Annotated in this window: 22 protein-coding genes and 2 pseudogenes; 9 read left to right on the plus strand and 15 right to left on the minus strand. The window is 63.5% G+C overall.

Features of this window, described 5'->3' with window-relative positions:
- Positions 1-13: 13 nt before the first annotated feature.
- The 6 genes from NL528_RS15190 to NL528_RS15215 all read right to left on the minus strand — a co-directional run bounded on the left by NL528_RS15190 (position 14) and on the right by NL528_RS15215 (position 5,399).
- Positions 14-799, minus strand: a complete 786-nt coding sequence (locus tag NL528_RS15190) for an ABC transporter ATP-binding protein (RefSeq protein WP_309183486.1) — start codon at positions 797-799, stop codon at positions 14-16.
- On the minus strand, positions 787-1,842 hold the full coding sequence (locus NL528_RS15195; protein ID WP_309183487.1) for a dihydrodipicolinate synthase family protein: 1,056 nt from the start codon (positions 1,840-1,842) through the stop codon (positions 787-789). The genes NL528_RS15190 and NL528_RS15195 overlap by 13 nt, the downstream gene beginning before the upstream one ends.
- Positions 1,843-1,847: 5 nt before the next feature.
- A complete protein-coding gene (locus tag NL528_RS15200; RefSeq protein WP_309183488.1) occupies positions 1,848-2,672 on the minus strand; it encodes a GNAT family N-acetyltransferase in 825 nt (274 codons plus the stop codon).
- Positions 2,659-3,696, minus strand: a complete 1,038-nt coding sequence (locus tag NL528_RS15205) for an NAD(P)-dependent oxidoreductase (protein ID WP_309183489.1) — start codon at positions 3,694-3,696, stop codon at positions 2,659-2,661. Before NL528_RS15205 ends, NL528_RS15200 begins: the two co-directional genes overlap by 14 nt.
- Positions 3,697-3,714: 18 nt before the next feature.
- Positions 3,715-4,485, minus strand: a complete 771-nt coding sequence (locus NL528_RS15210) for an ABC transporter permease (protein ID WP_309183491.1) — start codon at positions 4,483-4,485, stop codon at positions 3,715-3,717.
- A 266-nt stretch (positions 4,486-4,751) separates the two neighbouring features.
- Complete coding sequence (locus NL528_RS15215; RefSeq protein ID WP_309183492.1) at positions 4,752-5,399, minus strand: TetR/AcrR family transcriptional regulator; 648 nt, start codon at positions 5,397-5,399, stop codon at positions 4,752-4,754.
- Positions 5,400-5,496: 97 nt separating this feature from the next.
- On the opposite strand from NL528_RS15215, the gene NL528_RS15220 reads away from it, so the two are divergent.
- A complete protein-coding gene (locus NL528_RS15220; RefSeq protein WP_309183493.1) occupies positions 5,497-6,501 on the plus strand; it encodes an ABC transporter substrate-binding protein in 1,005 nt (334 codons plus the stop codon).
- A 144-nt stretch (positions 6,502-6,645) separates the two neighbouring features.
- On the opposite strand, the gene NL528_RS15225 is transcribed toward NL528_RS15220, so the two are convergent.
- Both NL528_RS15225 and NL528_RS15230 read right to left on the minus strand, forming a co-directional pair.
- Positions 6,646-7,653, minus strand: coding sequence for a tripartite tricarboxylate transporter substrate binding protein (locus tag NL528_RS15225; protein ID WP_309183494.1), 1,008 nt, complete (start codon positions 7,651-7,653; stop codon positions 6,646-6,648).
- 60 nt (positions 7,654-7,713) lie between these two features.
- Positions 7,714-8,535: an IclR family transcriptional regulator gene (locus NL528_RS15230; RefSeq protein ID WP_309183495.1), complete on the minus strand. Its 822-nt coding sequence runs from the start codon at positions 8,533-8,535 to the stop codon at positions 7,714-7,716.
- A 101-nt stretch (positions 8,536-8,636) separates the two neighbouring features.
- Between NL528_RS15230 and NL528_RS15235 the strand changes: the two genes are divergently transcribed.
- Together NL528_RS15235 and NL528_RS15240 are read left to right on the plus strand one after the other, a co-directional pair.
- Positions 8,637-9,899: an acyl-CoA dehydrogenase family protein gene (locus tag NL528_RS15235; protein ID WP_309183496.1), complete on the plus strand. Its 1,263-nt coding sequence runs from the start codon at positions 8,637-8,639 to the stop codon at positions 9,897-9,899.
- A gap of 156 nt (positions 9,900-10,055) precedes the next feature.
- Complete coding sequence (locus NL528_RS15240; RefSeq protein WP_309183497.1) at positions 10,056-11,990, plus strand: alkyl sulfatase dimerization domain-containing protein; 1,935 nt, start codon at positions 10,056-10,058, stop codon at positions 11,988-11,990.
- A 135-nt stretch (positions 11,991-12,125) separates the two neighbouring features.
- On the opposite strand, the gene NL528_RS15245 is transcribed toward NL528_RS15240, so the two are convergent.
- The 5 genes from NL528_RS15245 to NL528_RS15265 are packed head-to-tail and all read right to left on the minus strand — an operon-like array spanning position 12,126 to position 16,726.
- Positions 12,126-12,830, minus strand: a complete 705-nt coding sequence (locus tag NL528_RS15245) for an ABC transporter ATP-binding protein (protein ID WP_309183498.1) — start codon at positions 12,828-12,830, stop codon at positions 12,126-12,128.
- On the minus strand, positions 12,823-13,572 hold the full coding sequence (locus NL528_RS15250; RefSeq protein ID WP_309183499.1) for an ABC transporter ATP-binding protein: 750 nt from the start codon (positions 13,570-13,572) through the stop codon (positions 12,823-12,825). The genes NL528_RS15245 and NL528_RS15250 overlap by 8 nt, the downstream gene beginning before the upstream one ends.
- A gap of 10 nt (positions 13,573-13,582) precedes the next feature.
- Positions 13,583-14,575, minus strand: coding sequence for a branched-chain amino acid ABC transporter permease (locus NL528_RS15255; protein ID WP_309183500.1), 993 nt, complete (start codon positions 14,573-14,575; stop codon positions 13,583-13,585).
- Positions 14,572-15,441: a branched-chain amino acid ABC transporter permease gene (locus tag NL528_RS15260; protein WP_309183501.1), complete on the minus strand. Its 870-nt coding sequence runs from the start codon at positions 15,439-15,441 to the stop codon at positions 14,572-14,574. Before NL528_RS15260 ends, NL528_RS15255 begins: the two co-directional genes overlap by 4 nt.
- A gap of 16 nt (positions 15,442-15,457) precedes the next feature.
- Positions 15,458-16,726 (minus strand): ABC transporter substrate-binding protein, encoded by a 1,269-nt coding sequence (locus NL528_RS15265; RefSeq protein ID WP_309183502.1) that lies wholly within the window; start codon positions 16,724-16,726, stop codon positions 15,458-15,460.
- 176 nt (positions 16,727-16,902) lie between these two features.
- On the opposite strand from NL528_RS15265, the gene NL528_RS15270 reads away from it, so the two are divergent.
- Positions 16,903-17,643, plus strand: a complete 741-nt coding sequence (locus NL528_RS15270; RefSeq protein ID WP_309183503.1) for a GntR family transcriptional regulator — start codon at positions 16,903-16,905, stop codon at positions 17,641-17,643.
- A gap of 11 nt (positions 17,644-17,654) precedes the next feature.
- On the opposite strand, the gene NL528_RS15275 is transcribed toward NL528_RS15270, so the two are convergent.
- On the minus strand, positions 17,655-18,725 hold the full coding sequence (locus NL528_RS15275; protein WP_309183504.1) for a glycosyltransferase family 4 protein: 1,071 nt from the start codon (positions 18,723-18,725) through the stop codon (positions 17,655-17,657).
- Between the two features lie 306 nt (positions 18,726-19,031).
- Between NL528_RS15275 and NL528_RS15280 the strand changes: the two genes are divergently transcribed.
- The 4 genes from NL528_RS15280 (at position 19,032) to NL528_RS15295 (ending at position 24,937) form a co-directional block, all read left to right on the plus strand.
- Complete coding sequence (locus tag NL528_RS15280; protein WP_309183505.1) at positions 19,032-20,795, plus strand: ABC transporter ATP-binding protein; 1,764 nt, start codon at positions 19,032-19,034, stop codon at positions 20,793-20,795.
- Positions 20,796-20,858: 63 nt separating this feature from the next.
- Positions 20,859-23,060: an amylo-alpha-1,6-glucosidase gene (locus tag NL528_RS15285; protein WP_309183506.1), complete on the plus strand. Its 2,202-nt coding sequence runs from the start codon at positions 20,859-20,861 to the stop codon at positions 23,058-23,060.
- A gap of 45 nt (positions 23,061-23,105) precedes the next feature.
- Entirely contained in the window at positions 23,106-23,591 is a 486-nt protein-coding gene (locus tag NL528_RS15290; RefSeq protein WP_375144015.1) for a PRC-barrel domain-containing protein, read from the plus strand.
- Positions 23,591-24,937 (plus strand): MFS transporter, encoded by a 1,347-nt coding sequence (locus tag NL528_RS15295; protein ID WP_309183507.1) that lies wholly within the window; start codon positions 23,591-23,593, stop codon positions 24,935-24,937. The genes NL528_RS15290 and NL528_RS15295 overlap by 1 nt, the downstream gene beginning before the upstream one ends.
- Here the strand turns inward: NL528_RS15295 and NL528_RS15300 are convergent.
- Positions 24,934-25,230 (minus strand): annotated as a pseudogene (locus NL528_RS15300) (glycosyltransferase); the annotation flags it as partial. The gene NL528_RS15295 and the pseudogene NL528_RS15300 overlap by 4 nt on opposite strands.
- On the opposite strand from NL528_RS15300, the pseudogene NL528_RS15305 reads away from it, so the two are divergent.
- A pseudogene (locus NL528_RS15305) lies at positions 25,230-25,319 on the plus strand (3-hydroxybutyrate dehydrogenase); the annotation flags it as partial. The pseudogenes NL528_RS15300 and NL528_RS15305 sit on opposite strands and share 1 nt — an antisense overlap.
- Positions 25,320-25,396: the final 77 nt, after the last annotated feature.

The following is a 25,396-nucleotide window of genomic DNA, read 5'->3' on the forward strand; positions in this document are numbered from 1 at the left end:
ACAGATTGCGTGGCTATGTTCCGGTTCCAAGCCCGAGGCTGGCGTAGATGCGGCGCGCATAGGCGCCGAATTCATCCGTGGTCTTGATCGGCAGCGCGCGCGGAAACGGCAGATCGATCGAAAGATATTCCGCCATCCGCGCCGGACCGGCCGTGAGCACCGCGCAATGCGAGGCGAGGAACACCGCCTCTTGGATGCTGTGGGTGACGAAAATGATGGTCTTGCCGCTTTCGCGCCATATCCGCAGCATTTCCAGGTTCATCTGCTCGCGGGTCAACGCATCGAGCGCGCCGAACGGCTCGTCCATCAGGATCAGTTTTGGATCGTGGATGAAGGCGCGCGCGATCGCGGTGCGCTGCTGCATGCCGCCGGACAATTGCTGCGGATATTTGTCCTCATAGCCGGCGAGGCCCACGAGATCGAGCAGCTCGCGGGCGCGGGTCCGCGCCGCCTTGATCGGCAGCCCGACGATTTCGGCGGGCAACAGTACGTTGTCGAGAACGGTCCGCCATTTTAACAGCAAGGCTTGCTGGAACACCATGCCGATATCGCGCGCCGGATCGAACGGCGTTTTTTCGTTGCCGATTTTGATGGTGCCGCCGTCGACCCGGTGGAGTCCGGCGAGAATCTTCAGCACCGTGGTCTTGCCGCAGCCGGACGGGCCGACCAGCGAGACCAGTTCGCCCTCCTGCACGTCCATGGTCACGTCGGAGACGGCGAGGAATTCGACACCCTTCGACCGATAGACCTTGCGGACGTTGCGCAGGCTGATGAAGGGCTCTTCCGTCATGCCAGCCATTTCTGCAGGTTCGCCGCGACGAAATCGTCGTCGGAGAGATCGGCGTGCTCGTTGCACACCCGGTCGATCTCCTGCATCTGGCCGGGGCTCAAGCCTTCGGCCGGATCGAGGCACCAGAGGCCCCGCATCAGGCCCTGTCGCCGCAGCACCTCATGGCAGCCGGCGATGCAGCCGTGAAAATTATTGGCGACGTCAAAGAACGCGCTGTTGCAATCGGTGACACGGGCATCGAGCGCCAGCAGGTCCGCGGGCACAGAGGCCTTGCCGCGCGCGGCCTTGCACATCTCGAACTGCTTGATGGCGGCCGCGGTCCACACCGACCAATGCCCGAGCAGGCCGCCCTTGAAATAGGTCCGCGTCGTGACGCCTTTGTCGCGCAGATCGAACGGCAGCATCAGATCGAGCAGGATGTGGTCGTCATTGCCGGTATAGAGCGCGACGCGATCGAGCGCGCCGGCGGCGGCGACGCCGCGCAGCACGTCGAGCGTGCGGTAGCGGTTGAACGGCGCGATCTTGATCGCGATGACGTTGTCGATGGCAGCAAAGCGCCGCCAGAAATCGGCGCTCAGGATGACACCGCCGACCGCGGGTTGCAGATAGAAGCCGACCAGCGGAATTTCGCGCGCCACCGCCTCGCAATGCGCGATGATCTCGTCTTCGGACGCCGATTTCATCGCGGCGAGGCTGAGCAGCCCCGCGTGATAGCCGATGCCGCGTGCGGTTCCTGCTTCGGCGATGGCCTGCTGCGTCGGGCCGGCGAGGCCTGCGACCATCGCCAGTGGCCGCTTGGTCCAGGCCGCCGCAGTTTCCGCCGCCAGTTCCAGCACCGGCCGGTATAGGCCGACATCGCGGATTGCGAATTGCGTGGTGTGAACGCCGACTGCAAGACCGCCGGCACCGGCGTCGATGTAATAGCGCGTCAATGCGCGCTGATACCTGACGTCGAGGGCGCGCCCGGCGTCGAGCGCCAGCGGATGCGCCGGGAGCACCGTGCCATCTGCGATCAGTTTTCGAACTTCGGATTTGATGTCACTATGATGCATGGCTTCTATCCAAATTCCGGGCCGGCGACCGCGAACGGCAATTCTGAACATTGCGCTGTGGCGCGGCCGAACCGCATGCGCTGAAACGGCCGCTCGACAATCCAGCCGGAACCGATGAGCTCGCGAAAAAATTCGTCTTGCGAACTGACGGCGTCGAGCAGAAGCGGTCCAGTCTCGGATCGAGCGATTGCATCGACCAATGCCAGTGCGCTTTCCGGGCTCTCCGCCAACAAGGGGCCGATCTGTCGTGCCGTGCGGCCGTCGCGGACGATGGCCATCGCATGGCCGTCAGACAGAATGCGTGAGCCGGAACGCGCGGCGAATTCCCCGAGAAGGATACTGCGGTCAAACCCGATCGCACGGCTGTCGCGCGCGATAAATTCGTCGAGGCTACACGGCGATAGCGACGGCAGCGCCTCGGCCGGTGTCGCCTTCTCCAGCCGCAGCCGCCGCAACTGCAGCGCCGGCGTGAAACCGAGCGGACCATAGACCACGACCCCGGCCGGCGTCGCGTCGAGCCAGGTGGTCAGCTCGAGCTTCCTCGCCGCGTTGAGGCAAGCGTCGACCAGCCGCGTCGCAACGCCGCGGCGGCGCCAGTTCGCAGTCACCAGCACCATGCTGATCCACGCATTGCCGGCCGAGTAGGGCAGCAGCGCCGCGGTCGCGACCAGTCGCGCCTTGTCGCGCACGCCGAACACGATTCCTTTGGTCAGGAAAAACCGCCAGTCGTCCTCGTTCTGGTTCCAGTGCGCTTCGGTCGACAGTGCAAGCCCGGCCTGCGCGTCGCCGACGCCGAGTTCGACGATCGAGATGTGCTCAGTATCGGCCATCGCGCACCTCGTATTTGGTGGGCTTGCCGAGGCTCGGCATCGACCCCGAGACCCAGTCCGCGGTCCAGCGGATCAACTGATCGGTATCGACGACCGGCAGGCCGAACAATTTGACGGCCTGCGAGGTGTCGGTGAGCCACGCCGTCGGCTCCTCCTTGCCGGTTATCACGGGCGCGCGCCCAAACAGCTGGCCGAATTTTGCGGCGAGATCGCGCACGGCCAAAATCTCGTGGCCAGAAACATTGATCGGCGAGGTCGGAGTGTCGCAATGCGCGAGGCAGCGCAGCGCCTGCGCGGAGGCGTCGCCCTGCCAGATGAAATTGACATGGCCGAGGCTGACGTCGATCGGCTTGCCGGCCAAAACCTTGCTCGCGATGTCGTGCAGCACGCCATAGCGCATGTCGATCGCGTAGTTGAGCCGGAACAGGCGGCCCGGCGTCGAGAATTTGCGCGAAAAGTATTCGAACATGCGCTCGCGCCCGACGCAGGATTGCGCGTATTCGCCGGGCGGATTGGGCGCCATGTCCTCGCCGGAACCCTTGCCGCTGACGGGAACGAAGGGATAGACGCAGCCGGTCGAGAACGCGACGATCCGCGACCCCGCGAAGGCCTGCGCCACCAGCGCCGGGACGTGCGCATTCATCGCCCAGGTCAGCGACAGGTCGCCCTCGGCGCCGAATTTGCGGCCCGCCATGAAGACGATGTTTTTAACTTTTGGCAGCGCCTTGATCGCGGCTTCGTCGAGCAGGTCGCAAGGGATGGTTTCGATGCCGCGCGCCTGCAGCCCCTCCTTCACACCGGCTTCGCTGAAGCGCGCGACGCCGATGATTTTGCGGTCGGGCAGCGCTGCCTTGGCGAGACCCGCCAAGGTCGGCCCCATCTTGCCGGCGACGCCGAGGATCATGATGTCGCCGTCGACGCTTCTGAGATCGTCGATCAGCGCCTGGCTCGGGCGGCACAGCAGCTCGTCGAGGGTCGCGACGTCTGGAATCGTCTCCGGCAGGGTTTCGCGCGTCAGCAGCATGTCTCGTCCCTGATTTTCCTAATTTAGCCGTACATCCTTGACGACGAACAGCCGTTCGAGGCCAAGCACGAGGCCATAAAGCGTAATGCCCAACAGGGTCAGCAGCACAACGGCCATCACCATCGCCGGTGTATCGAGCGAGGACTGCACCTGGATCATGAGATAGCCGAGCCCGCGCTCCGAGGCGATGAACTCGCCGACGATCGCACCCGCCACCGCCAGGATGGCGCCGACCTTCATGCCGGAAAACACGTAAGGCAGCGAACCCGGCAACTGGATCTTTCGGAACAGGGTCCAGCGCGAGCCGCGCAGCGATTTGACCAGATCGAGCAGATCAGGCTCGACCTCGCTCAGGCCTCGCGCGGTGGTGAGCAGGATCGGGAAGAAGCAGATCGAAAACGCGATCAGGATGTTCGGGAATATCCCGTAAGAAAACCAGACGATGAACAGCGGGCCCAGCGCCACCTTCGGGATCATGTTCAGCGTCACGAACAACGGCAGCAGCAACAGGCTGACCAGCGGCGACCAGGTGAAGATCACCGCGAGCATGACGCCGACCAGGGCGCCGAGGCAGAAGCCGCCGAGGATTTCGATCGCGGTCACCGCGAGGTTGGAAAGCCAGGCATATTTGGCCGAACCCAGCGTGGCGAGCGTCGCCAGCGGCGAGGGCAGGATGAATTTCGGCACCTGAAAGGCGTCGACCAGCACCTGCCAGAGCACGATCACGGCCAGATGCACGATCAGGATGATCGCCAGCGTCCGCGCCGATCGTGCTCCGTCGCTGAACAAGGTGGGCTCCTGTTGGCGCGCCGGGTTTTCCTGGCGCGCAGGTCAGACTATCGCGGCCAGCGTCGGGTTTCAACCATCTGGTTGATTAGGCCCTGGTAGTTCCACCGTCATTGCGAGCCAACGGGTCGCGCGAACGCGCGCCCGATGACAGGCTCCGCGAAGCAATCCATAACACAGCCCGTATCGTCCATGGATTGCTTCGTCGCTTCCGCCTTCGCTCTTCGAGCTACGGCGGACAAGCCGCTCCTCGCAATGACGGGTGCTGCCTACGGCCGCAGCGACTGCATCACCAGATCGACGACGTGCCTGCGGCGCGCCCGTTTGGCCGCCGTGCCCGAAAAATCCTTGCCGAAGATCGCCGACAGGGTCGGCGTATTGGAGAAGAAGAAATAGCTCAGGCCCGCGATCGAGATGTAGAGGTGCACCGGGTTGACGCCCTTGCGGAAAACCCCCGCGCGTATGCCCTGGCTCAGGATGGTGGAAACCATGCTGACCAGCGGCGAATGCATCGCCTCCAGTTTCCGGGAGCCTCGCACATGCCGGGCGCCGCCGCGGTTCTCGTCATTCAATAGCACGATGAAGTCGGGATGGGCGTCGAGGTGGTCGAAAGAGGCTTCGATCAGCTTCCTGATCGCCTGTTCGGGCGGCAATCCCTCGAGGTTAAGCTTGCGCTCCTGGGCACGGATCTCCTCATAGACCCATTCGAGCACCGCGAGATAGAGCGCGTCCTTGTCGCCGAAGTAGTGATAGACCAGTTGCTTGTTGACGCCGGCGCGCGCCGCGATCTCGTCGACCCGGGCCCCGGCGAGCCCGCTGTCCGCGAATTCGCGCCGCGCCGCCGTCAGCAGCTTTTTCCGGGTCGCGGCCGGGTCGCGCCGCTGCGGCTTGATGTCATCAGATCGTCTTTTTGGCATTTCCAACCAAACAGTTGACAATTCGCGTGGCCCCTTGTTGCATTGGTAGCGTCACGGGCGTGCAACGACAAGGCCGGTTGTAAACGAGGAGGTTGCCATGAAGGGCTTACGAATTGCGGGACTGGTGCTCGCGCTCGTCCTGCCGGCCGTGCCCTCTCACGCCGGCGAGCCGGTCAATTTGATCCTGAACTGGACGCCGACCGCGGACCATTCGCCGTTCTATTACGCCAAGGCGCAGGGCTGGTACGAGAAGGCCGGCATCGATCTGACGATCGAGGTCGGCAAGGGATCCGGCGTCTCCTCGCTCAAGGTCGGCTCCGGCGGTTCGCCGTTCGGCATCGCCGACCTCGCGACCATGCTGGTGGCGAAGAGCAAGGGCGCCGACGATGTGGCCGTCATGAGCATCTACGCCAACACCGGGCAGACCTTCTATTGGCTGAAGAGCTATGGCGTGAATGGCCCGAAGGACTTTCCCGGCCACAAGATCGGCAACCCGCCGGGCGACGCTTCGCGGGTGATGTGGCCGGCCTTTGCCAAGGCCGCCGGTATCGCGCCCGACGCGGTCAGCTTCGTCAATGTCGGCCCGACCGCCAAGATCGCAGCGTTGAAGAGCCACACCGTCGATATCATCAGCGATTTCTATAACGAGCATGATCTGAAGGCGATCGAGTTCGGCAACGACCTCGGCTACGTCAACTGGAAGGATATCGGACTCAATCCTTACGGCAATTCGCTGATCGTCAACGGCGCCTACATGGAGAAGAATCCAAAACTGGTCGAGGATTTCGTCAAGATCAGCCAGAAGGCCTTTGCCGCTTGCGTCGCCGATGCCACGCCTTGCTTGAAGGCGCTCCTGGATCAGGTCTCCGGTCTGGATAAGGAGAACCAGGAGCGGCAGTGGGAACGCATCAAGTTTTTGATGACCGACGAGTTCACCACGACCAAGGCGCTGGGCTGGATCGACGGCGAGCGAATGAAGAAGGACTACGAACTGGTGCAGACCTATCTCGGCATGGAAAAACCGTTCGAGGTCGGGACGGCGTTTTCGACCAAGATGCTGGATACGGGTGTCAAGATGGACGCGAGCAAGGTGAAGAAGTGATGGGGCGAGTCACGGACGCACCCCAGCCGTCATTGCGAGCGAAGCGAAGCAATCCATCTCACCGCGGAAAAGGAAGAATGGATTGCTTCGTCGCTTCGCTCCTCGCAATGACGTGGAGAGATTAAGTGCTCTTCTCGTTCCGTATCACTGCAGCGCCATGCCCGTCGTCTTCACCACCGTCGTCAGCTTCTCGTGATCCGCCTTCATCAGGGCGGCGAGTTCGCCGAGCGGCATCGGCTTGCCGGGGATGTTGGCCAGCGACAGCTGACGCTGGACGTCGGGGTTTTGCAGCGCCTTGTTGATGGCGTCATTGATCTTCTCGAGGATTGTCTCCGGCGTCGCTGACGGCACATAGATGCCGTACCAGGGGATGTAGGCAGCTTCGGCAAAGCCGGCCTCGGCGATGGTCGGCACGTCGGGAAGTTCCGCGACGCGTTTGTCGGTGAATACCGCGAGTGGTTTTGCGGTGCCGGCCTTGATGTGCGGCAGCGCGAGCTCGAGCGAGACGATCTCGAAGTGCATCAAATTGGTGATCAGATCGATCAGCGCCGGCGGCTGGCCCTTGTAGCCGATATTGGTCAGCTTGATGTGGGCGACCTCGAACAGCTTTTGCGCGGTCAAATCTATCGATGTGCCGGTGCCGGGATTACCGAAATTCAGCTCACCGGGTTTTTTGCGTGCGAGTTCGACGAATTCGCCGATGGTCTTGACCGGCATCGAGGGATGCACCAGCGCCACGCTTTGATTCCAGACCGCGAGGCCGACGCATCTGAAATTCTTCACCTCCCAGCCGGCGTCCTTGTACAGGTCGGGATTGACCAGCACCGCCGGCCCCGTCACCAGCCAGGTGTAACCATCCGGTTCGCTTCGCGCGACGGCGGCGGTGCCGATATTGCTGTTGGCGCCGGGGCGCGCCTCGACCACCACCGTTTGCTTCCAGTCGCGGCCGACCTGCTCGGTCACGGCGCGGGCGACGATGTCGACGATGCCGCCGGCGGGGTAGGGCACGACGATGTGGATCGGGCGGCTGGGGTAATTGCCTTCCGCCTGCGCGGCGCCGCCGAATGGCGTGGCGAAGGCCGCAACAAAACCCAGGGAAACACCCAAGGAAAAACCCAAGGAAAAACCTAAGCCGGCGTTGATCCCGCGCATTCTCCCCTCCCATTTGTGCCGCGTCGTTCGAGCGACGCGTTGGCCCCGTGAGCGAGGCGTTTAGCCGTTAGCCACCAGCGACCGGATACTGCGCGCGAGGCCGAGGATACGCGGCCCGCATTCGCGCTCGATCTGCTCGGCGCTGAAACGAAACGAGGGAATGCCGCAATTGACCGAAAGACAATCGCCTGTCGGCGTCCGGTAGAGCGGGGCGGCGACGCCAAAGATCTCCCGCCGCCATTCGCCCAGCGAGACCGCAAATCCGCGCTCCTTGCACAGCTCGATGTCGGGCAAGGTCCGCGTCTGCACATAGTCGGCTTCTTCCGGGCGTTCCGCCTTCACCCGCGCCACATGCGCGTCGAGTTCGTCTTTTGTGTAGAGCGATAACAGCGAGCGGCCGACTGCGGTGGTCGCCAGCGTTCCGGTAAAGCCGACGTCGGGAACGTGCGGCACGGCGTCGGTGGTGCGCAGCGTCTCGACATAGATGAAGTCGAGGCCGAGCGGCATCGCGATAGAAACCGTGCCGCCGGCGTAAGCGGCAAAGTCGCGCATCAGTGGACGCGCCAATTGCCGAACCTTCAGCGCCGACAGCACTGGATAGGCGGCGGCGAGAATGCCGAGCCCGAGCTCGAACCGGCCCTTGGCGTCACGCTTGAGGTAGCCGAGTTGCGCCAGCGTGTAGGTCAGCCGCGACACCGTCGGTCTGGACAAGCCCGTGTGCTGCGCAAGGTCCGCGTTCGACAGCGATCCGCTGGCATTGCGGAATGCGGCCAGCAAATCGAGCCCGTGCGCCAATGTTGTTGCGAACGACGGATCGGCCTGATCCATCGAGGGTTTGGCCCGGGAAGCCGGAGAGGGATCGAGGGAGGAGATCGCTGCCATTCCAAAATAATGGCCATATCGCTGTGTCTGTCAAGATATCGGAATGAATTTGCAATCCGTGTCGATATACGCTTAGGTGCCGCCCAAATGAGGGAGGCGGCATGGATTTCGATCTTTCCCCGGGGGCTGAGCAGTGGCGGAACAAGCTGCAGACGTTTTTCGACGCCGAGGTGCTGCCGCGCCACCGCGCCTGGGTCGAACATTTCGCCAATAGAAGCGAAGCGCCGCCCTTCATGGGCGACCTGCAGCAGAAGGCGCGCGCCGCTGGCTTATGGAATCTCGGCCTGCCCGAACTCGCCGGCGACGAGCCGGGCACGCGGCTTTCCAATCTCGACTACGCGCCGCTGGCCGAAATCATGGGCCGGCTGTTCTGGGCGCCGGAAGTCTTTAACTGCCAGGCGCCCGACGTGCCCAACATGATCGCGCTGCAGAACTGCGCGACACCGGACCAGAAGGCGCGCTGGCTGCGGCCGCTGCTGGAAGCAAAAACCCGTTCGGCGTTCGGGATGACCGAGCCGGATGTGGCTTCCTCGGATGCCACCAACATTGCGACCAAAATGGTTCGCGATGGCGACGACTACGTTCTCAACGGGCGCAAATGGTTTATCACCGGCGCCGCCCATCCAAACTGTACGTTCCTGATCGTGATGGGCGTAACCGATGCGGACGCCGACCGCACGCGCCGGCACTCCTGCATCATCGTGCCGATGCAGACGCCAGGCGTTCGCCTGGTGCGGCGGCTGCGCTGGATGGGCTGCGAGGATCACACCGCACCGATCGGCGAACTCGCGTTCGACAATGTGCGCGTGCCCGCGTCGAACCTGCTTGGCGAGGAAGGCGAGGGCTTTAAAGTGGCGCAGGTGCGCCTGGGCCCGGCGCGGATTCACCATTGCATGCGCTCGATCGGGCTGTGCGAGCTTTTGATCGAATTGATGATGGTGCGCGCGTCCGAGCGCTCTGCGTTCGGGCGGACCGTCATTCAATACGATACGGTGCAGCGCTGGATCGCCGAATCCCGCGTCGAACTGGAGCAGGCGCGCCTGCTCGCCTGTCGCTGCGCCTGGCGGCTCGACCAGACCGGCCATCACGGCGCAAGTTCTTCAATAAAGAATTGGCGCGACGTCTCCCTGATCAAGGTCGCGGTGCCCGCGATGCTGCAACGGATCGCCGACCGCGCGCTGCAGGTGTTCGGCGCCATGGGCGGCTCCGACGATACGCCGATTCATCAGGCGCTGGCCTGGGGCCGGCTGCTGCGGATCGGCGACGGTCCCGACGAGGTGCATCTGCGGCAGATCTTTCGGATGGAGCCGATGCCGGCATGGTCGATCGCGAATTCGCCCTATCTCGCGGTGCATCCGTCATGATCTCGGTTTCGTGGCCTCCTGGTTCGAGACGCGCGGCGTTGCCGCGCTCCTCACCATGAGGGTCTAAGACCTCATCCTGAGGAGCGCGCACTCGCGCGCGTCTCGAAGGATGAAGCCACCGACCTACAAACGAAACGGACCAGGGAGAACAACAAGATGACCCAGAACGTCAGCACTGAAACCCCCAAGGACGCGTCCGCATCGGTCATCGCGCAGCATGCGGCGACGCTGAAGGCGCTGCCGTTCTCCGACACGCGCGATTTTGACGACGCCGCGCGCGGCTTCCTCGGCAGCGTGGAACACGCGAAAATCGCCACGCCGCAGGGCCGGACGGTCTGGAGCCTGGAGCCCTACGCGTTCCTCGGCGAGGAAAAAGCGCCGCCGACGGTAGATCCGAGCCTGTGGCGGCAGTCGCGCCTCAACATGAATCACGGCCTGTTCGAGGTGGTGCCCGGCGTCTATCAGGTGCGCGGGCTCGACATCGCCAACATGACGCTGATCGAGGGCGACACCGGCGTGATCGTGCTCGACACGCTGACCTCGATCGAAGGCGCGCGGGCGGCGATGGAGCTCTACTTTCAGCACCGCGGCAAGAAGCCGGTCTCCGCCGTGATCTTCAGCCATACCCACACCGACCATTGGGGCGGCGCGCGCGGCGTGCTCGATGATGCGACGCTGGCGAGCGGAAAAGTGCCGATCATCGCGCCAAACTTCTTCATGGAGCACGCGGTGTCCGAGAACATCATCGCGGGGCCCGCGATGCTGCGGCGTGCGCAATATCAGTTCGGGCCGCTATTGGCGAAGGGCGTGCGCGGGCAGGTCGATTGCGGGCTCGGCAAATCGATGGCGGCGGGCTCGGTCGCGCTGCTGCGGCCGACCGATCTGATCATCGCAACCGGCGACAAGCGCATCATCGACGGGCTCGAATTCGAGTTCCAGATGGCGCCGAACTCCGAGGCGCCGGCGGAGATGCATTTCTTTATCCCGCGCTACAAGCTGCTCAATCTTGCGGAAAACTGCACGCATAATTTCCACAATTTGCTGCCGTTCCGCGGCGCCGACGTGCGCGACGCGCTCGCCTGGTCGAAATATCTCGGCGAAGCCCTGCAGATGTGGGGCGGCAAGGCGGATGCGATGTGCGGCCAGCACCATTGGCCGGTATGGGGCCATGAGCGGATCGACACCATGATCCGCCAGCAGCGCGATCTCTATAAATTCGCGCATGACCAGACCATCCGCCTGATGAATCATGGCCTGACGGCGACCGAAATAGCCGAGGCGATCCGGCTGCCCGCAAGCCTCGACGGCGCCTGGCATGGACGCGGCTATTACGGCCACATCCGGCACAATGTGAAGGCGATCTACCAAAAGTATCTCGGCTGGTATGACGCCAATCCGGTCAATCTCGATCCGCTGCCGCCGGTCGAGTCCGGCAAGAAATATGTCGAGTATATGGGCGGCGCGGAGGCGATCCTGGCGCGGGCGGCCAAGGACTTTGCCAAGGGCGAATTCCGCTTCGTGGCGCAGGCCGTCAGCCATCTGGTATTCGCCGAGCCCGACAACCAGGCCGCGCGCGCGATGTTGGCCGATACGTTCGAGCAGCTCGGCTACGCCTCGGAAAGCTCGACCTGGCGCAACGCCTATCTGTTCGGCGCGCAGGAGTTGCGGCACGGCATGCCCAAAGTGCCGCCACGCGCGGGGATGCCGCGCGAAACGCTGGCGGCGCTACGCACCGAGCAGCTATGGGACGTGCTCGGCGTCCGCCTCAATGGCCCCAAGGCCGAGGGAAAACGCATCGTGCTGAACTGGAATTTTACCGATACCAAGGAGAGTTTTGTCCTCAATCTGGAAAATTCCGCGCTCACCTATGTCGCCGGCGCACAAGCCGCCGACGCCCATGCGAGCTTCACGCTGGCGCGCAGCACACTGGATGAAGTGATTGCAAAACTGACGACGTTTCCGGAAGCGGTTGGCGCCGGCAAAATCAAGGTCTCCGGCGAGCCGTTGCGTCTCGGTGAGTTGATGATGCTGATGGACGAGTTTCCGCGCATGTTCGAGATCGTCGAGCCGAAGCGGACGGCGGTGAGTTAGGCGTCGTCATTCCGGGAGGATGCGGAGCATCGAACCCGGAATCTCGAGATTCCGGGTCTGGTCCTTCGGACCATCCCGGAATGACGAGGTCTAATCGCTTCGTCGCTTTGCTCCTCGCAATGACGACAGCGGCCACTAAATCCCCAGATACGCCGCCTGCACCTGCTTGTTGTTGGCAAGCTCCGTGCTCGTCCCGTGCATGATGACATTGCCGCTTTCCAGCACATAGGCGCGCTGGACCAGCGACAGCGCGCGGCTGACGTTCTGCTCCACCAGCAAGATCGCGGTGCCCATCTTGTGGATCTCGCCGATCTTCTCGAAGGTCACGTCGGTCATCACAGGCGCGAGGCCCAATGAGGGTTCGTCGAGCATCAGGAGTTTTGGCTTCAGCATCAGCCCGCGGCCGACCGCGAGCATCTGCTGCTCGCCGCCACTCATGGTGCCGGCCAGTTGCTGCCTTCGTTCGGCCAGCCGTGGAAAGATGCTGTAGACCAGCTCGAGCGTGCGACTGCGTTCCGCCTTGGCCTTCGGCACATAGGCGCCGATCTCGAGATTTTCGTGCACCGTCATTTCGGGAAACACTTGACGCCCTTCCGGGACATGGGCAATGCCCAGTTCCGGAATCCGGTGCGGCGGCAGGGAAGCCAGATTGGTGCCGGCGAAGGTGATATTGCCGGCCGACAGTTTGACCAGCCCGGAGACCGCGCGCAGCGTCGTGCTCTTGCCGGCGCCGTTGGCGCCGAGCAGGCCGACCGCTTCGCCTTCGCCGATCGTGATGCTGACATTTGTGATCGCGGGCACCGAGCCGTAGCTGGCGCACACACCTGACAGTTCAAGCATGCGCGTCTCCCGAGGCCGGCGGATGCACGTAGGAGCCGAGATAGGCGCGGATCACTTCCGGATCTTCCACGATCTCCTTGGGCGTGCCCTCGGCGATCTTTTGCCCGTGGTCGAGCACGACGATGTGGCGGGCCACCGCCATGATCGCGCGCATCACGTGCTCGACGATCACGATCGTCAGCCCCCGGCTGGAGAGCTTTCCGACCAAGGCGACCGCCTGATCGATCTCGGCCGGGTTGAGCCCGGCCATCACCTCATCGAGCAGCAAAATCCGCGGCTCGGTCGCCAGCGCGCGCGCCATCTCCAGCCGGCGCTGGTCGATCGTAGTGAGATCCTTGGCCGCGGTCTGTTCCTTGGCCGCGAGGCCGACGAACTCGATCGCCTCCAGCGCCCGGGTGCGGGCGGCGGCAACATGGCGGTCGCGCAGGAAGGCGCCGGTCATGACATTCGCCAGCACCGTCATCGCGCCAAAGGGCTTTGCGACCTGAAAAGTGCGCGCCATCCCGAGCGCGCAGATGTCATGCGGCTTGAGGCCGACGATGTCGCGGCCGAACGCCTTAACCGAACCGGCGTCGGGCCGGTGAAAACCGGTGATGAGATGAAAGCTCGTGGTCTTGCCGGCGCCGTTCGGCCCGATCAGTGCCACGGTCTCGTTCTCCTGCACCGCAAAGCTGACGTCCTGCACGGCGCGCAAGCCGCCGAACCGCTTGCTGAGACCCTTGATAACCAGTGCTTCTGCCATCGGCCGGTCCTTACGCGCGCGCCGGATGGCGGCGGACATAGCGGTGATACGCTTCCGTCGCCACGCCCATCAGCCCGGTCGGCCGCCACAGGATCACCGCCATCAGGATCAGGCTGTAGACGGTAAGCTGAATGCCGCCGACCGAACCGCCGAGCCAGCTCTGCAGCAGGGTCGACGTCGTCTCCAGCAGCACGGTCCCGACGACCGGCCCCCACAGCGTCCCGATGCCGCCAACGATCGATACCAGCGCCGCCTCGATCGAGATGCTGAAGCTGAACGCCGTCGCGGGGTCGATGAAGTAGATGTATTGCGTGTAGAAGGTGCCGGCCATCGCGGTCAGGAACGAGCTGATCATGTAGATGTCGCGCTTGATCTTCGGGGCGTTGACGCCGATCGCTTCCGCTGCGTCTTCATCCTCGCCGATGGCGACGAGATAATAACCCATCCAGGATCGCTCGATCAGCCAGGTTATAAAAAGTCCGAGGGCGAGCAGGCCGAGCGCGACGTAGTAATAAGCCGCCTTGGCCTCGAACTGCATCATCAAGGGCGCATTGCCGAGATTCGGGATGGTGGTGCCTTCGGCGCCCCAGGCGAAATCGCGGAATTTCAGGAAGATCAGCATCAGGGCTTGCGCGGTCGCGATGGTGGCGATGGTGAAGTAGGGGCCGCGCAGGCGAAAGCACAGCCAGCCGATCGGCAGGCTCGCCAGCATCGCCACCACGCCGCCGGCGACCATCCCGATCCAGGGCGAGATGCCGAAATCGATCTGCAGGATGGTCGAGGTGTAGGCGCCGAGCCCGAAATAGGCGGCGTGCCCCAGCGATAGCTGCTTGGCGTAGCCGCCCATCAAGTTCCAGGCGACGCCGATGAACGAGAACAGCAGGATCCGGATGAAGATGTCGATCGCAAACGAGGTTTTGACGACCAGCGGCAGGGCAATCAGTACGATTGCGCCCAACGCGAGCCAAACCAAAGTCTGCGTTCGCAGTCCCAAAATCGTCATCGCGCCCTCCCGCCGCCCAGGCCGGTCGGCTTGAAGGCCAGCGTCAACAGCAGCATCGCAAACACCACGATCAGTCCGGAGTCGGCGCCGACGAACTGGATGCCGAGCGATTCCGCGACCCCCATCATCAGGCTGGCGACCAGTGCGCCGATCACGTTGCCGAGCGTGCCCAGCACCACGGCGACAAAGGCCATCAGCACAAAGGTTTGCCCGACGAACGGATAGGCCGAATAGAACGGCATCAGCAGCGAGCCGGCGGCGCCGGCCAGTGCCAGCGCGACGCCGAGCGCGACGCAAAACACCCGGTTGGGATTGATCCCCATCAGCATCGCGACATCGCGGTTCTGCGATGCGGCACGCATCGCCTTGCCGAGATCGGTGGTGTGCAGGAACACCCAGAGCGCGCCGCTCAGCCCCATCGCGACCACGAAGGCGATCAGTTTGGCGACGGGGATATAGAGCCCGCCGATGTGGAACGCTTCATCCGAATAGGAGGTGTGAACGGTGCGGTAATTCGCGGTGAACAGCATCAGCGCCAGATTGAGCAGCAACAGCGACAGCGCAAAGGTCAGGAAGATCTGGGGCATGTCGTTAGGCCCCAGCACCCGGCGGATCAGGAAATGCTGGATCAGGACGCCGATGACGAACAGCACCGGCATCGATACCACCAGCGACACGATCGGGTCGATGCCGAACTGGTTGGCGAGAAAGAACGAGATATACATCCCGATCATCACGAATTCGCCCTGGGCGAAATTGACGATCTTGACCACGCCGAAGATCAGCGTGACGCCGATGCTGACGAGCGCATAAATGCCGCCGATGAGCAGGCCGTTGATCACGGCCTGGGCCAGTGTCTCCCACATCGAATTGACCGGTGCTTCAGGTTTTCATCAGCGGCGCGCGCTTGTCTTCGTCCGGGAAGACGCTGGCGAGATCGGCGTTCTGCCACTGCACCCCGACCGGATGGCCGTAGACGTTCTTGCCGTCGGGGCCGAACTTCACCTTGCCGCCGGGCGCCATCGCGGCGTAGCCCTTTGACACATCGAGCGTGGACAGGGCTTCGCGAACCTTCTGCGGATCGGCGGAGCCGGCGCGCTCCAGCGCGTCGGCCAACATGAAGGTCTGCGCCACGAGGCCGCCGGCGTATTCGAACAGGAATTCGCCGGTGCGCTTCTTGTATTCGGCGCTCACCTTCTGCGCGTCGTCGCTCATGTCATGATTCCAGTGCGCCACGCCCTGCAGGCCTTCGGCGAGCTTGCCGACGTTCTTGTAGAAGTCCGGAATCACGAACCCGCCGGAGCCGCCGTTGATGGCGACGTTGAGGCCGACCTGCTTGACGGTGCGCACGATCAGGATGAGGTCGTTCAGATAGGAAACCGAGAACAGCGCGTTCGCCCCGGAGGCCTTGACCTTGTTGATCAGCGGGGAAGCATCGGTGAAGCCGGCCGAGTAAGGTTCGAACATGACGATTTCGACGCCTTCGCCCGGCGCCAGTTCCTTCAGGCCGTTCGACGTCGAAGTGCCGAACGCGGTGTTCTCGAAGATCACGGCCACTTTCGGCTTGTCGCCGACCAGTTTCGCCATTTGCAATTGCGCCCTGGCAAATTGCGAGGCGCGGGCGAACGGCGTGAACGTATAGTTGCGGCCCTTGTTGAGCTGGTCGGAGCTGGAGCCGGTGATGATCGGAACCTTTGCGCGCTCGCAAACTTCGCTTGCGATCAGGGTCAGCGCGCTGGCGAAGCAGCCGTGGATTGCCGACAGCTTGTTGCCGGTGATCAGCCGGTCGGTTTCGGTGCGCGTTACCGTCGTATCGCTCTGCACGTCGGAAAGGATCAGGTTGAGCTTGGCGCCGCCGAGCGACTTGATGCCGCCGGCCTCGTTGACCATTTCGATCGCGAGCTTGGCAGCGGCAACGCAGCCCACCCCGATCTGCGCCATGCTGCCGGTGGTCGGATAGAGCGCACCGATATTGATGGGATCGGCCGCCCAGCCGCGTAGCGGCACTGCGCCGAAGGCGCCGGCAGCGAGAATGCCGCCGGTCTTGACCAGAAACTGGCGGCGGCTTTGCCGCTTCGACACTGACTGTTTCAACTCGCCGTTATTGCCGACAGAAGCCTTGTTGCCGACAGCCTTGCGATCTTTTTTCATGCCGTTTCCCCCTGTGCTGGCGGCGATGCAGCATGCTGTCCGCCGGTTTTTTGGGATCGTAGCCCCATTCAAAATTGTTTACAATATAGTTTTCAATATTATTATGATCGAAGGCGCGGTGCTTGTGATGCCGTTGGTTGCGCCGGGCGGGGCCTGCCCGCCACACCGGGGAAATTATGGTCGGAAAACCATCCAAACGCGCGATCTCGAGCCCGGCCAAATCCCGGCCGGTTGCGGCATCGCCGGCCCGCGGGCCCGCCGCCATCATGATTGCCAAACGCCTCGAGGAGGACATCGTGCTGGGGCGGCGCCAGCCGAAAGAGCGGCTGATCGAGCAGGATCTCTCCGACCTGTTCCAGACCCATCGCGGTGACGTGCGGCTGGCGCTGTTCGAGCTCGAAAAGAAAGGCCTGGTGGAGCGCATCCCAAATCGCGGCGCGCTGGTTCGTGGCCTGACCCCGCTGGAGGTGAAGGAAATTTACGCGGTGCGCGAAGAGCTGGAAGTGATGGCGGTCCGCATCATTCCGTTTCCCGTCGGCAACAAGGATATCGAGCGGCTGGAGCAGCTGCAGCGCCGGCATGCCGCCGCCATCACCGCGGGTGACCTGCTGAACGTGTTTTACAGCAATCTCAGTTTTCACCAGGCTCTGTTCGGTCTCTGCGGCAATGCCTGCCTGATCGAAACCATCGATCTGCTGGCCCGGAAGGTCTACGGTATCCGCTCTTATGCGAATGCATTTCCGGAATCGCTGGATGGCGCCCGCCGCGACCACCTCGATATGATCAAGGCGCTTCGCGCGTCGCGGCGCAACGATCTGGTGGCGCTGACGCGGCGCCACCTGAAGCCCTCGCCGGAAGCCTATATCAAGGCTTACGAGCGCCGCTTCGGCAAAACCGATCTGGCGCCCGCGCCTTGAACTGAGCCGAACTACTCGGCGCTGCTCACCAGCTTGATCCGCGGCTTGGCGGCTTCCGTCAGGCCGCGATAGGCGGCGAGATAATCCAGCGCCATGCGCCGCGCGGTGAAACGCTTTTCGAATTGCCGGCGAATGGCCATCCGGTCGAGGCCGGAGAGCCGGCCGACCGAAGCGACCGCGCTGGTTTCATCCTCGACGACAAAACCGGTCAATCCGTCGTCGATGATTTCCGGCACCGATCCGCGATTATAGGCAACGACGGGCGTACCGCAGGCCATCGCCTCGATCATGACCAGGCCGAACGGTTCCGGCCAGTCGATCGGCACCAACAGCGCGATCGCGCCGCTCAGGAAGTCTGGTTTTTCGCGATCGCTGATCTCGCCGATATATTCGACCAGTGGATTGCCCGTGATCAGCGGGCAAATCAGCTCGTCGTAATATTCCTGGTCGGCGCGGTCGACCTTGGCGGCGATCTTCAGCGGCAGGCCGCAGCGGGTCGCGATCTTTATGGCGCGGTCCACGCCCTTTTCCGGCGCGATCCGGCCAAGCACCGCGAGATAGGACGGCTTCACCGGCTGCGGCGTCAGCAACTTCTCCGGCAGGCCATGATGGATGGTCCGCACCCAATTGGCCTGCGGCACCGGCCGCCGCTGCGCGTTGGAAATCGAAATCACGGGAACTTTTGCGAAGGTCGTGAACACCGGCTGGTGCTCCGGCAGGTCGAGCCTGCCATGCAGCGTGGTCAGGAACGGCGTCGGCTGCCGGAAGAACAAGGAGAACGGATAATAGTCGAGATGAAAGTGCAGGAAATCGAATTCCTCGTCGTCACATTTTTGGCGAACGCGTTCCAGCATCACCATGTGCAGCGCGTTGGGATCGCGCACCGCGCCATCGAGGCGGAGCGCCTTCGGCCATGTCGCGTCAAGTTTCGCTGACGTCCGCGAATCGCCGCTGGCGAACAGGGTGACGTCGTGTCCCAACGCCACCAGTTCTTCGGTCAGCCAGTGCACGACCCGTTCGGTGCCGCCGTACAGTTTGGGGGGAACAGCCTCCGTCAGCGGGGCAACCTGCGCGATGCGCATCTTTTCGTCTCCTGTGATGATCGATGAACAAAAGCCCCACCCTCCGGTTGGCACCGGCATGCCAATACGGGAACGTTCTCGCGTTTGCGAAGTTCCCTTTGTGCGTTTGACGCTTCTTCCTTCGTCCACACTGTCGTCTTGCTGATGCCATCTCGTGCGAACAAATTCTGGTTGCTGCTGATGCTGCAAAATTGTTGCGCAGTGATGGCCGCGTGCCGCGACACCAAAATCGCCGTTCTTCACGTAATCGTGCGCGGGACCCTGTCGTAAGAATTCCCGTTCACCCTCAACAGGTTTGCAGAAGTTATGGACAATCTTTCCGGATATGCGCACCGTCCCTTTCGATTTGTGTTGCGCTATCTGCGCCGCCGTCTCGCATCGCATGCGGTCATCTTGTCCGCCGTTGTTGCGGCGGTTGCTTGCTCGGTAGGCACGCAATACGGCGTCAAGAATCTGGTCGACAGCCTGACCGCGGGACCGTCGCACGCAGGCGGCGTATGGCTGGCATTCGTTTTCCTCATGTCGCTGATCGCGGCCGATAATTTTTTGTGGCGGATCGCGAGCTGGACGGCGAGCTTCACGTTCGTCGGCGTCACCGGAGATTTGCGGCGCGAAATGTTCCGTCATCTGACCGGTCACGCGCCGAGCTACTTCTCCGACCGGCTGCCGGGAATGCTGACCAGCCGTATTACCGCGACCTCGAACGCGATCTTCACGGTCGAAAATATGTTCGTGTGGAACGTGTTGCCGCCATGCATCGCCACGGTCTCGGCGATTGCCCTGATTGGAACCGTAAGCCTGCCGATGTCGGCGGGGCTGATCGTCGTCGCGGGAACCATGGTGCTGGCAATGTTCCATATGGCGGCCGCCGGCAAGCCGCTGCACGATGATTTTGCCGACAAGGCGGCCGCGGTCGACGGCGAAATGGTCGATGTCATCAACAATATGCCGCTGGTGCGGGCGTTCTGCGGGCTCAGCTACGAGCACGACCGGTTCGACGCGACCGTGAACCGGGAACTCGACGCCCGCGGCCGCAGCCTGCGCTATCTCGAAAAGCTGCGGTTAACCCATGCCGCTGTCACCGTCGTCCTGACCATTGCGCTGCTGGCCTGGGCCGTCACGCTGTGGGAGCGCGGCGCGGCCACGACCGGCGATGTGGTGCTGGTTTGCACGCTCGGACTTTCGATCCTGAGCGCGACCCGCGACCTCGCGGTGGCCTTGGTCGACGTCACCCAGCACGTCGCTCGCCTGACCGAGGCGATCGCCACCTTGTTGCTGCCGCACGAACTGCGCGACCATCCGGAAGCCGAGCCGCTGATCAAGAGCGGTGCCGCCATTGCCTTCAATAACATCACGTTCCGCTATCCCGGCGGGATTCAAGTGTTCGAAAAATTCAGCCTGCGCATCCAGCCCGGGCAAAGGGTCGGATTGGTGGGCCAGTCCGGCGGCGGGAAATCCAGCCTGTTCACGCTGCTGCAGCGCTTCTACGACGTCCAGCACGGCAGCATCACGATCGACGGCCAGGACATCGCAAAGGTCACGCAGCAAAGCCTGCGCGAGGCGATCTCGGTGGTGCCGCAGGATATCTCGCTGTTCCACCGCTCGATCATGGAAAATATCCGCTACGGCCGGCCGAACGCGACTGACAACGAGGTGCTGCGCGCGGCGATCGCGGCGCGCTGCGATTTCATCGAAACCTTGCCCGAGGGCATGGCGACCATCGTCGGCGATCGTGGTATCAAGGTATCGGGCGGGCAGCGCCAGCGCATCGCCATTGCCCGCGCCTTCCTGAAGGACGCGCCGATTCTGCTGCTCGATGAGGCTACCGCTGCGCTCGACAGCGAATCGGAAGAGGCGATCCGCGAGTCGCTGTCCCGCCTGATGCGCGGACGAACCGTCGTCGCGATCGCCCATCGTCTGGCGACGCTGCGTAATTTCGATCGCGTGGTGATGCTGCAGGGCGGTCGCATCATCGAGGACGGGCCGCCGGATATTCTGTTGCAGGGAAAGGGCCCCTACCGCGAATTGGTCGCGCGCGAAATGGGCCGCCTCGCAACGCATGCGGCCTGATGTATCGCCGGTGTTGCTTTGGTCGTGCGTCGGTCGCCAGCCTGAAAACTGCTTGAGGTCGAAATGGCAGCGGAAGTCGTGACTCAACTGACGGCGGTCCGTTCCGTCGAGCAGGTATCCGAATCCCCGTTCTACATCCCGATGACGGGCCCCGCGGCGCGGCCGCGGTGCTCGCTCAAGCATGACGACACCTTTATCGTGCTCGACAGCCACGGCGATATCGGCGCTTCCGCCGGCGGACCCGACGGGCTGTTCAATGCCGACACCCGTTACCTCGCCCGGCTTGAAATGGTGCTGGACGAAGTCCAGCCGTTGCTGCTCGGCTCCAACCTGCGCGACGACAATTCGGCGCTGAGTATCGACCTCACCAATTCCGACGTGTACCGCAACGGCCGGCTGGTGTTGCAGAAGGATACGCTGCACATCGTGCGCACGATCTTCCTGTGGCGCGGCACCGCCTATCAGCGGATCGGTCTGCAAAACCACGGCGACCGGCCGGCGAGTTTCGACCTGACATTGTTGTTCGACAATGACTTTGCCGACTTGTTCGAGGTCCGCGGCGAACGCCGCCCGCGCCGCGGCATCGGCTCGAGCAAGCTATTGGGTCCGACCGATGTGGTGCTGGAATATAGCGGGCTTGACGCCCAGTCGCGGATCACCGCGCTGCATTTCGAGCCGCGGCCGACGCGGCTTTCGGTCAATGCCGCGACCTATCATTTCGACCTGGCGCCGCAACAGGCCACGTCGCTTTTCATCGCGGTGTCCTGCAACAGGCCGATCATGCAAAAGCCGGTGCCGTTCTTCCGCGGCCTGCTGGCGCACCGCCGCGAGATGCGATGTTTGACTGCAGGTGCGGCCAGCATCGAGACCTCGAACAGCATCTTCAACGAGGTGCTGTGCCAGGCGATGGCCGACCTTAACATGCTGATGACGGAAACCCCGCAGGGCCGCTATCCCTATGCCGGCATTCCCTGGTACTCCACGACGTTCGGCCGCGACGGCCTGATCACGGCGCTGCAGATGCTGTGGGTCGATCCGCGCATCGCCAAGGGCGTGCTCAAGCGGCTAGCCTTCTTCCAGGCCAAGGCCGCGGATCCGCTTAACGACGCCGAGCCCGGAAAGATTCTGCACGAGATGCGCGGCGGCGAGATGGCAGCGCTGCGCGAGGTGCCGTTCGCGCAATATTACGGCAGCGTCGATTCGACGCCGCTATTCGTGCTGCTGGCCGGGCTCTACGTCGAACGCACCGGCGACGAGGAAACGCTGGCCGAATTGTGGCCTGCGATCGAGGCAGCGTTGCGGTGGATCGACGGTCCCGGCGATCCCGACCAGGACGGTTTTGTTGAATATCAACGCGCCACCGAGCAGGGGCTGGCCAATCAGGGCTGGAAGGATTCCTTCGACGCGATTTTTCACGCCAATGGGCAACTGGCGGAAGGCTACATCGCGCTGGCGGAAGTGCAGGGCTATGTGTTCGCCGGCAAGCGGCTGGCGGCGCGATGCGCTCGCCGCCTCGGCATGACCGACATTTCTGCCAGGCTGGAATCGGAAGCCTTGCTTCTCGCCGAGCGTTTCGAGGAGGCGTTCTGGTGCGAGGGGCTCGGCACCTACGCGCTGGCGCTCGATGGCACGAAGCAGCCGTGCAGGGTGCGGACCTCCAACGCCGGGCAGCTCCTGTTCACCGGCGTGGTGCGGAAAGACCGCGCCCGCCTGGTTGCGGCTAATCTGATGAGCCAGAAATTCTTTTCGGGATGGGGCATCCGCACGGTTGCGCTTGGCGAAGCTCGCTACAATCCGATGTCCTATCACGACGGGTCGATCTGGCCGCACGATAATGCGCTGATCGCGCTCGGCTTCGCGCACTACGGCCTGAAGCATTCGGTGGCGCAGCTGTTCAAGGGCCTGTTCGACGCCGCGAGCTACATGGACCTGCGGCGGCTGCCCGAACTGTTCTGCGGGTTCCGGCGCGAGCGGCGGCGCGGGCCGGTGCTCTATCCGGTCGCCTGCGCGCCGCAGGCCTGGGCCAGCGCCACGCCCTTCAGCCTGCTGGAGGCCGCCCTCGGTCTCGAATTCGACGCCGCGCGCGGCGAGATCCGCCTGCGCAATCCGCGTCTGCCCGAATTCCTCAATGAGGTGGTGTTGCGCGACCTGCTGCTTGGGCCGTCGAGCGTCGATTTGCGGGTCCGCCGCCACGGCGAGGACGTCTCGCTCGAGGTGTTGCGCACGCGCGGCCAGATTCAGGTGTCGATCGTGCTGACGCAATAGGAGTTTGTGCGCGCGATAGTGCTTCCGGCGTTAAGGGAGAGCCACATGCGGGCAAGGATGTTGATCGTGTTGGTCGCGGGGGCTCTTGCGGTATTCGCCGCCGCCCGGGCGGCGGATGATTCCGGTGCGCCACCAGCGAGCAAAACTGCACCCCAAGGGGCTGCGAAAGAACCCGCGCCGCCGCCATCGGTCACCGTAATCGGCGCCCGCGATGCACACGGAATCCTCGGCCGCGAGGTCCGCAGCGCCGCCAACGAGGACATGGGGCGCATCGTCGACGCGATCGTGGATCGCGAAGGCACGGTACGCGCCGCCGTGATCGATTTCGGCGGCTTCCTCGGTGTCGGCAGCCGAAAAATCGTCGTCGACTGGAACGCGCTTCACTTCGGCAGCGTTGCCAACAAGAGCGACAGCATCACACTTGAGTTGACCAAGCAGCAGGTAACGGCGGCTCCGGAATACAAGGAAGACACGCCGCTTATTGTGCTTGGCGCGGCGGGTAGTCTGCACCCCTGGGAATTTGATCACTGATGGAGAATGATCTGGTCGCGCATCCGTCCCCCTCGCTGGATCGGATAGACGACGATCGTCGCAAGCGATCGGCCGGCCGCGATAAGTTTGTGCCGCTTCCTCCGGAGCCGCCGCTCGCCCCCCGGCCGCAGCCATCGCGCGAAAGCCAGCACGGGCTTGACTGGTTCATCTTCTTTCTGGCCGACGTTCAGACCGGTTTCGGCCCCTTCGTTGCGGTCTATCTCACCACGCAGAAATGGACCCAGGTCGAGATCGGCTTTGTGCTGTCGATCGGCGGCATCATCGGCCTGATCGGGCAGATGCCGGGCGGAGCGATCGTCGATGCCGCGCGTTCCGAACGGCTGATGGCAGGCCTTGCGGTCGCCACTATCGGCACCAGCGCGCTGGCCTACGCGGTGTGGCCGATCTTTCCCGTGGTGGCGGCGGCCGCGACGCTGCATGCGCTCGCGAGCTGCGTGCTCGGTCCCGCGATTGCCGCGATCAGCCTTGGCCTGGTCGGACCGCTCGCGATCGGCGAACGGCTCGGGCGAAATGCCCGCTTTGCGTCGCTGGGCAACGGCTCGGCGGCGGCGCTGATGGGGGCGTGCGGCTATCTGGTGTCGAGCCGATCGGTATTCCTCGTCACCTTCATCCTGGCGATACCGACGCTGCTGGCGCTGGGGCGGATCCGCGAGCGGGAGATCGACGTCGCGCAATGCCATGGCGAGGTCGTGCGCGACAAACCGGACGCCGAAGCCACCAGCGTGTTCCATCTCGTGCGTCAGCGCCCGCTATTGATCTTTGCCGCCAGCATGTTGCTGTTCCAGCTCGCCAACGCCGCGATGCTGCCGCTGATGGCGGGCGTGGTCACGACGAGATCGAGCCAGTGGGCGCCGGTTTTGATCGCGGCCTGCATCATCGTGCCGCAGGCGATCGTGGCGCTGACCTCGCCATCGGTCGGACGCAAGGCGCAGGCGTGGGGCAGGCGGCCGCTGCTGCTGCTGGCGTTCGCGGCGCTGGCGATCCGCGGATTGCTGTTTGCGATCGTGAAAGACCCCTATTTGCTGGTCGCCGTGCAGGTGTTCGACGGCATCACCGCCGCGGTGTTCAGCGTCATGGTGCCGCTGATCGTGGCCGACATTGCCTTCGGCAGCGGTCACTTCAACTTTGCGCAGGGCATCGTCGGCACCGCAATCGGCATCGGGGCATCGTTCAGCACCGTGCTCGCCGGTTACGTCAGCGACAAGCTCGGCAGCAACACGGCTTTCATCGGCCTCGCGGCCGTCGCCGCACTGGGTCTTGCGATGATCTGGCTCATCATGCCGGAAACGCGGCGGACCAAAGAAGAGGTGTTCAAGCCCGCCTAGGCGCCGACGGTCTTCCGATACAGCGCGCTGTAATAGGCGGCCGAAAGGTCCCAGCCGAGCGACCGCGCCATCGCGCTGCGGCGCATGGAGTCGAGGCGGTCCTTTGCCATGAACGTCTCGAAGGCGCGGCGGATGCCGCCGAGGAAGGATTCGGTCGGGGGTTGCGCGAACAAAAATCCGGTTTCGCCGTCCTTGATGGTCTCGGCCAACGCGCCGGTCTGGTGACCGATCGGCAGCGATCCGAACCGCTGCGCATACATCTGGCTCAACCCGCACGGCTCGAACCGCGACGGGCGCGCTCACGGTGTTTCTTGCCAGCGACGCGGCGGCGTCGATCACCGGCATCGCGCTGCCGGTCGACGGCGGCTGGACCGCACACTGAAATGTGAACGGCTGAGGTAACAAATGCAGATCGCGCGCGAACCTCTGGGAGCGTGCTAGATATCCAAAGGGAGCGTG

The organism is Bradyrhizobium sp. Ash2021 (assembly GCF_031202265.1).
Taxonomy (GTDB): Bacteria; Pseudomonadota; Alphaproteobacteria; order Rhizobiales; family Xanthobacteraceae; genus Bradyrhizobium.

Excerpts from the sequence above, each read along its gene's own strand:
- NL528_RS15190 (WP_309183486.1), bottom strand. The coding sequence starts at position 799 with ATGGCTGGCATGACGGAAGAGCCCTTCATCAGCCTGCGCAACGTCCGC.
- NL528_RS15195 (WP_309183487.1), bottom strand. The coding sequence starts at position 1,842 with ATGCATCATAGTGACATCAAATCCGAAGTTCGAAAACTGATCGCAGAT.
- NL528_RS15200 (WP_309183488.1), bottom strand. The coding sequence starts at position 2,672 with ATGGCCGATACTGAGCACATCTCGATCGTCGAACTCGGCGTCGGCGAC.
- NL528_RS15205 (WP_309183489.1), bottom strand. The coding sequence starts at position 3,696 with ATGCTGCTGACGCGCGAAACCCTGCCGGAGACGATTCCAGACGTCGCG.
- NL528_RS15215 (WP_309183492.1), bottom strand. The coding sequence starts at position 5,399 with ATGCCAAAAAGACGATCTGATGACATCAAGCCGCAGCGGCGCGACCCG.
- NL528_RS15220 (WP_309183493.1), top strand. The coding sequence starts at position 5,497 with ATGAAGGGCTTACGAATTGCGGGACTGGTGCTCGCGCTCGTCCTGCCG.
- NL528_RS15225 (WP_309183494.1), bottom strand. The coding sequence starts at position 7,653 with ATGCGCGGGATCAACGCCGGCTTAGGTTTTTCCTTGGGTTTTTCCTTG.
- NL528_RS15230 (WP_309183495.1), bottom strand. The coding sequence starts at position 8,535 with ATGGCAGCGATCTCCTCCCTCGATCCCTCTCCGGCTTCCCGGGCCAAA.
- NL528_RS15235 (WP_309183496.1), top strand. The coding sequence starts at position 8,637 with ATGGATTTCGATCTTTCCCCGGGGGCTGAGCAGTGGCGGAACAAGCTG.
- NL528_RS15240 (WP_309183497.1), top strand. The coding sequence starts at position 10,056 with ATGACCCAGAACGTCAGCACTGAAACCCCCAAGGACGCGTCCGCATCG.
- NL528_RS15245 (WP_309183498.1), bottom strand. The coding sequence starts at position 12,830 with ATGCTTGAACTGTCAGGTGTGTGCGCCAGCTACGGCTCGGTGCCCGCG.
- NL528_RS15250 (WP_309183499.1), bottom strand. The coding sequence starts at position 13,572 with ATGGCAGAAGCACTGGTTATCAAGGGTCTCAGCAAGCGGTTCGGCGGC.
- NL528_RS15255 (WP_309183500.1), bottom strand. The coding sequence starts at position 14,575 with ATGACGATTTTGGGACTGCGAACGCAGACTTTGGTTTGGCTCGCGTTG.
- NL528_RS15260 (WP_309183501.1), bottom strand. The coding sequence starts at position 15,441 with ATGTGGGAGACACTGGCCCAGGCCGTGATCAACGGCCTGCTCATCGGC.
- NL528_RS15265 (WP_309183502.1), bottom strand. The coding sequence starts at position 16,726 with ATGAAAAAAGATCGCAAGGCTGTCGGCAACAAGGCTTCTGTCGGCAAT.
- NL528_RS15270 (WP_309183503.1), top strand. The coding sequence starts at position 16,903 with ATGGTCGGAAAACCATCCAAACGCGCGATCTCGAGCCCGGCCAAATCC.
- NL528_RS15275 (WP_309183504.1), bottom strand. The coding sequence starts at position 18,725 with ATGCGCATCGCGCAGGTTGCCCCGCTGACGGAGGCTGTTCCCCCCAAA.
- NL528_RS15280 (WP_309183505.1), top strand. The coding sequence starts at position 19,032 with ATGGACAATCTTTCCGGATATGCGCACCGTCCCTTTCGATTTGTGTTG.
- NL528_RS15285 (WP_309183506.1), top strand. The coding sequence starts at position 20,859 with ATGGCAGCGGAAGTCGTGACTCAACTGACGGCGGTCCGTTCCGTCGAG.
- NL528_RS15290 (WP_375144015.1), top strand. The coding sequence starts at position 23,106 with ATGCGGGCAAGGATGTTGATCGTGTTGGTCGCGGGGGCTCTTGCGGTA.
- NL528_RS15295 (WP_309183507.1), top strand. The coding sequence starts at position 23,591 with ATGGAGAATGATCTGGTCGCGCATCCGTCCCCCTCGCTGGATCGGATA.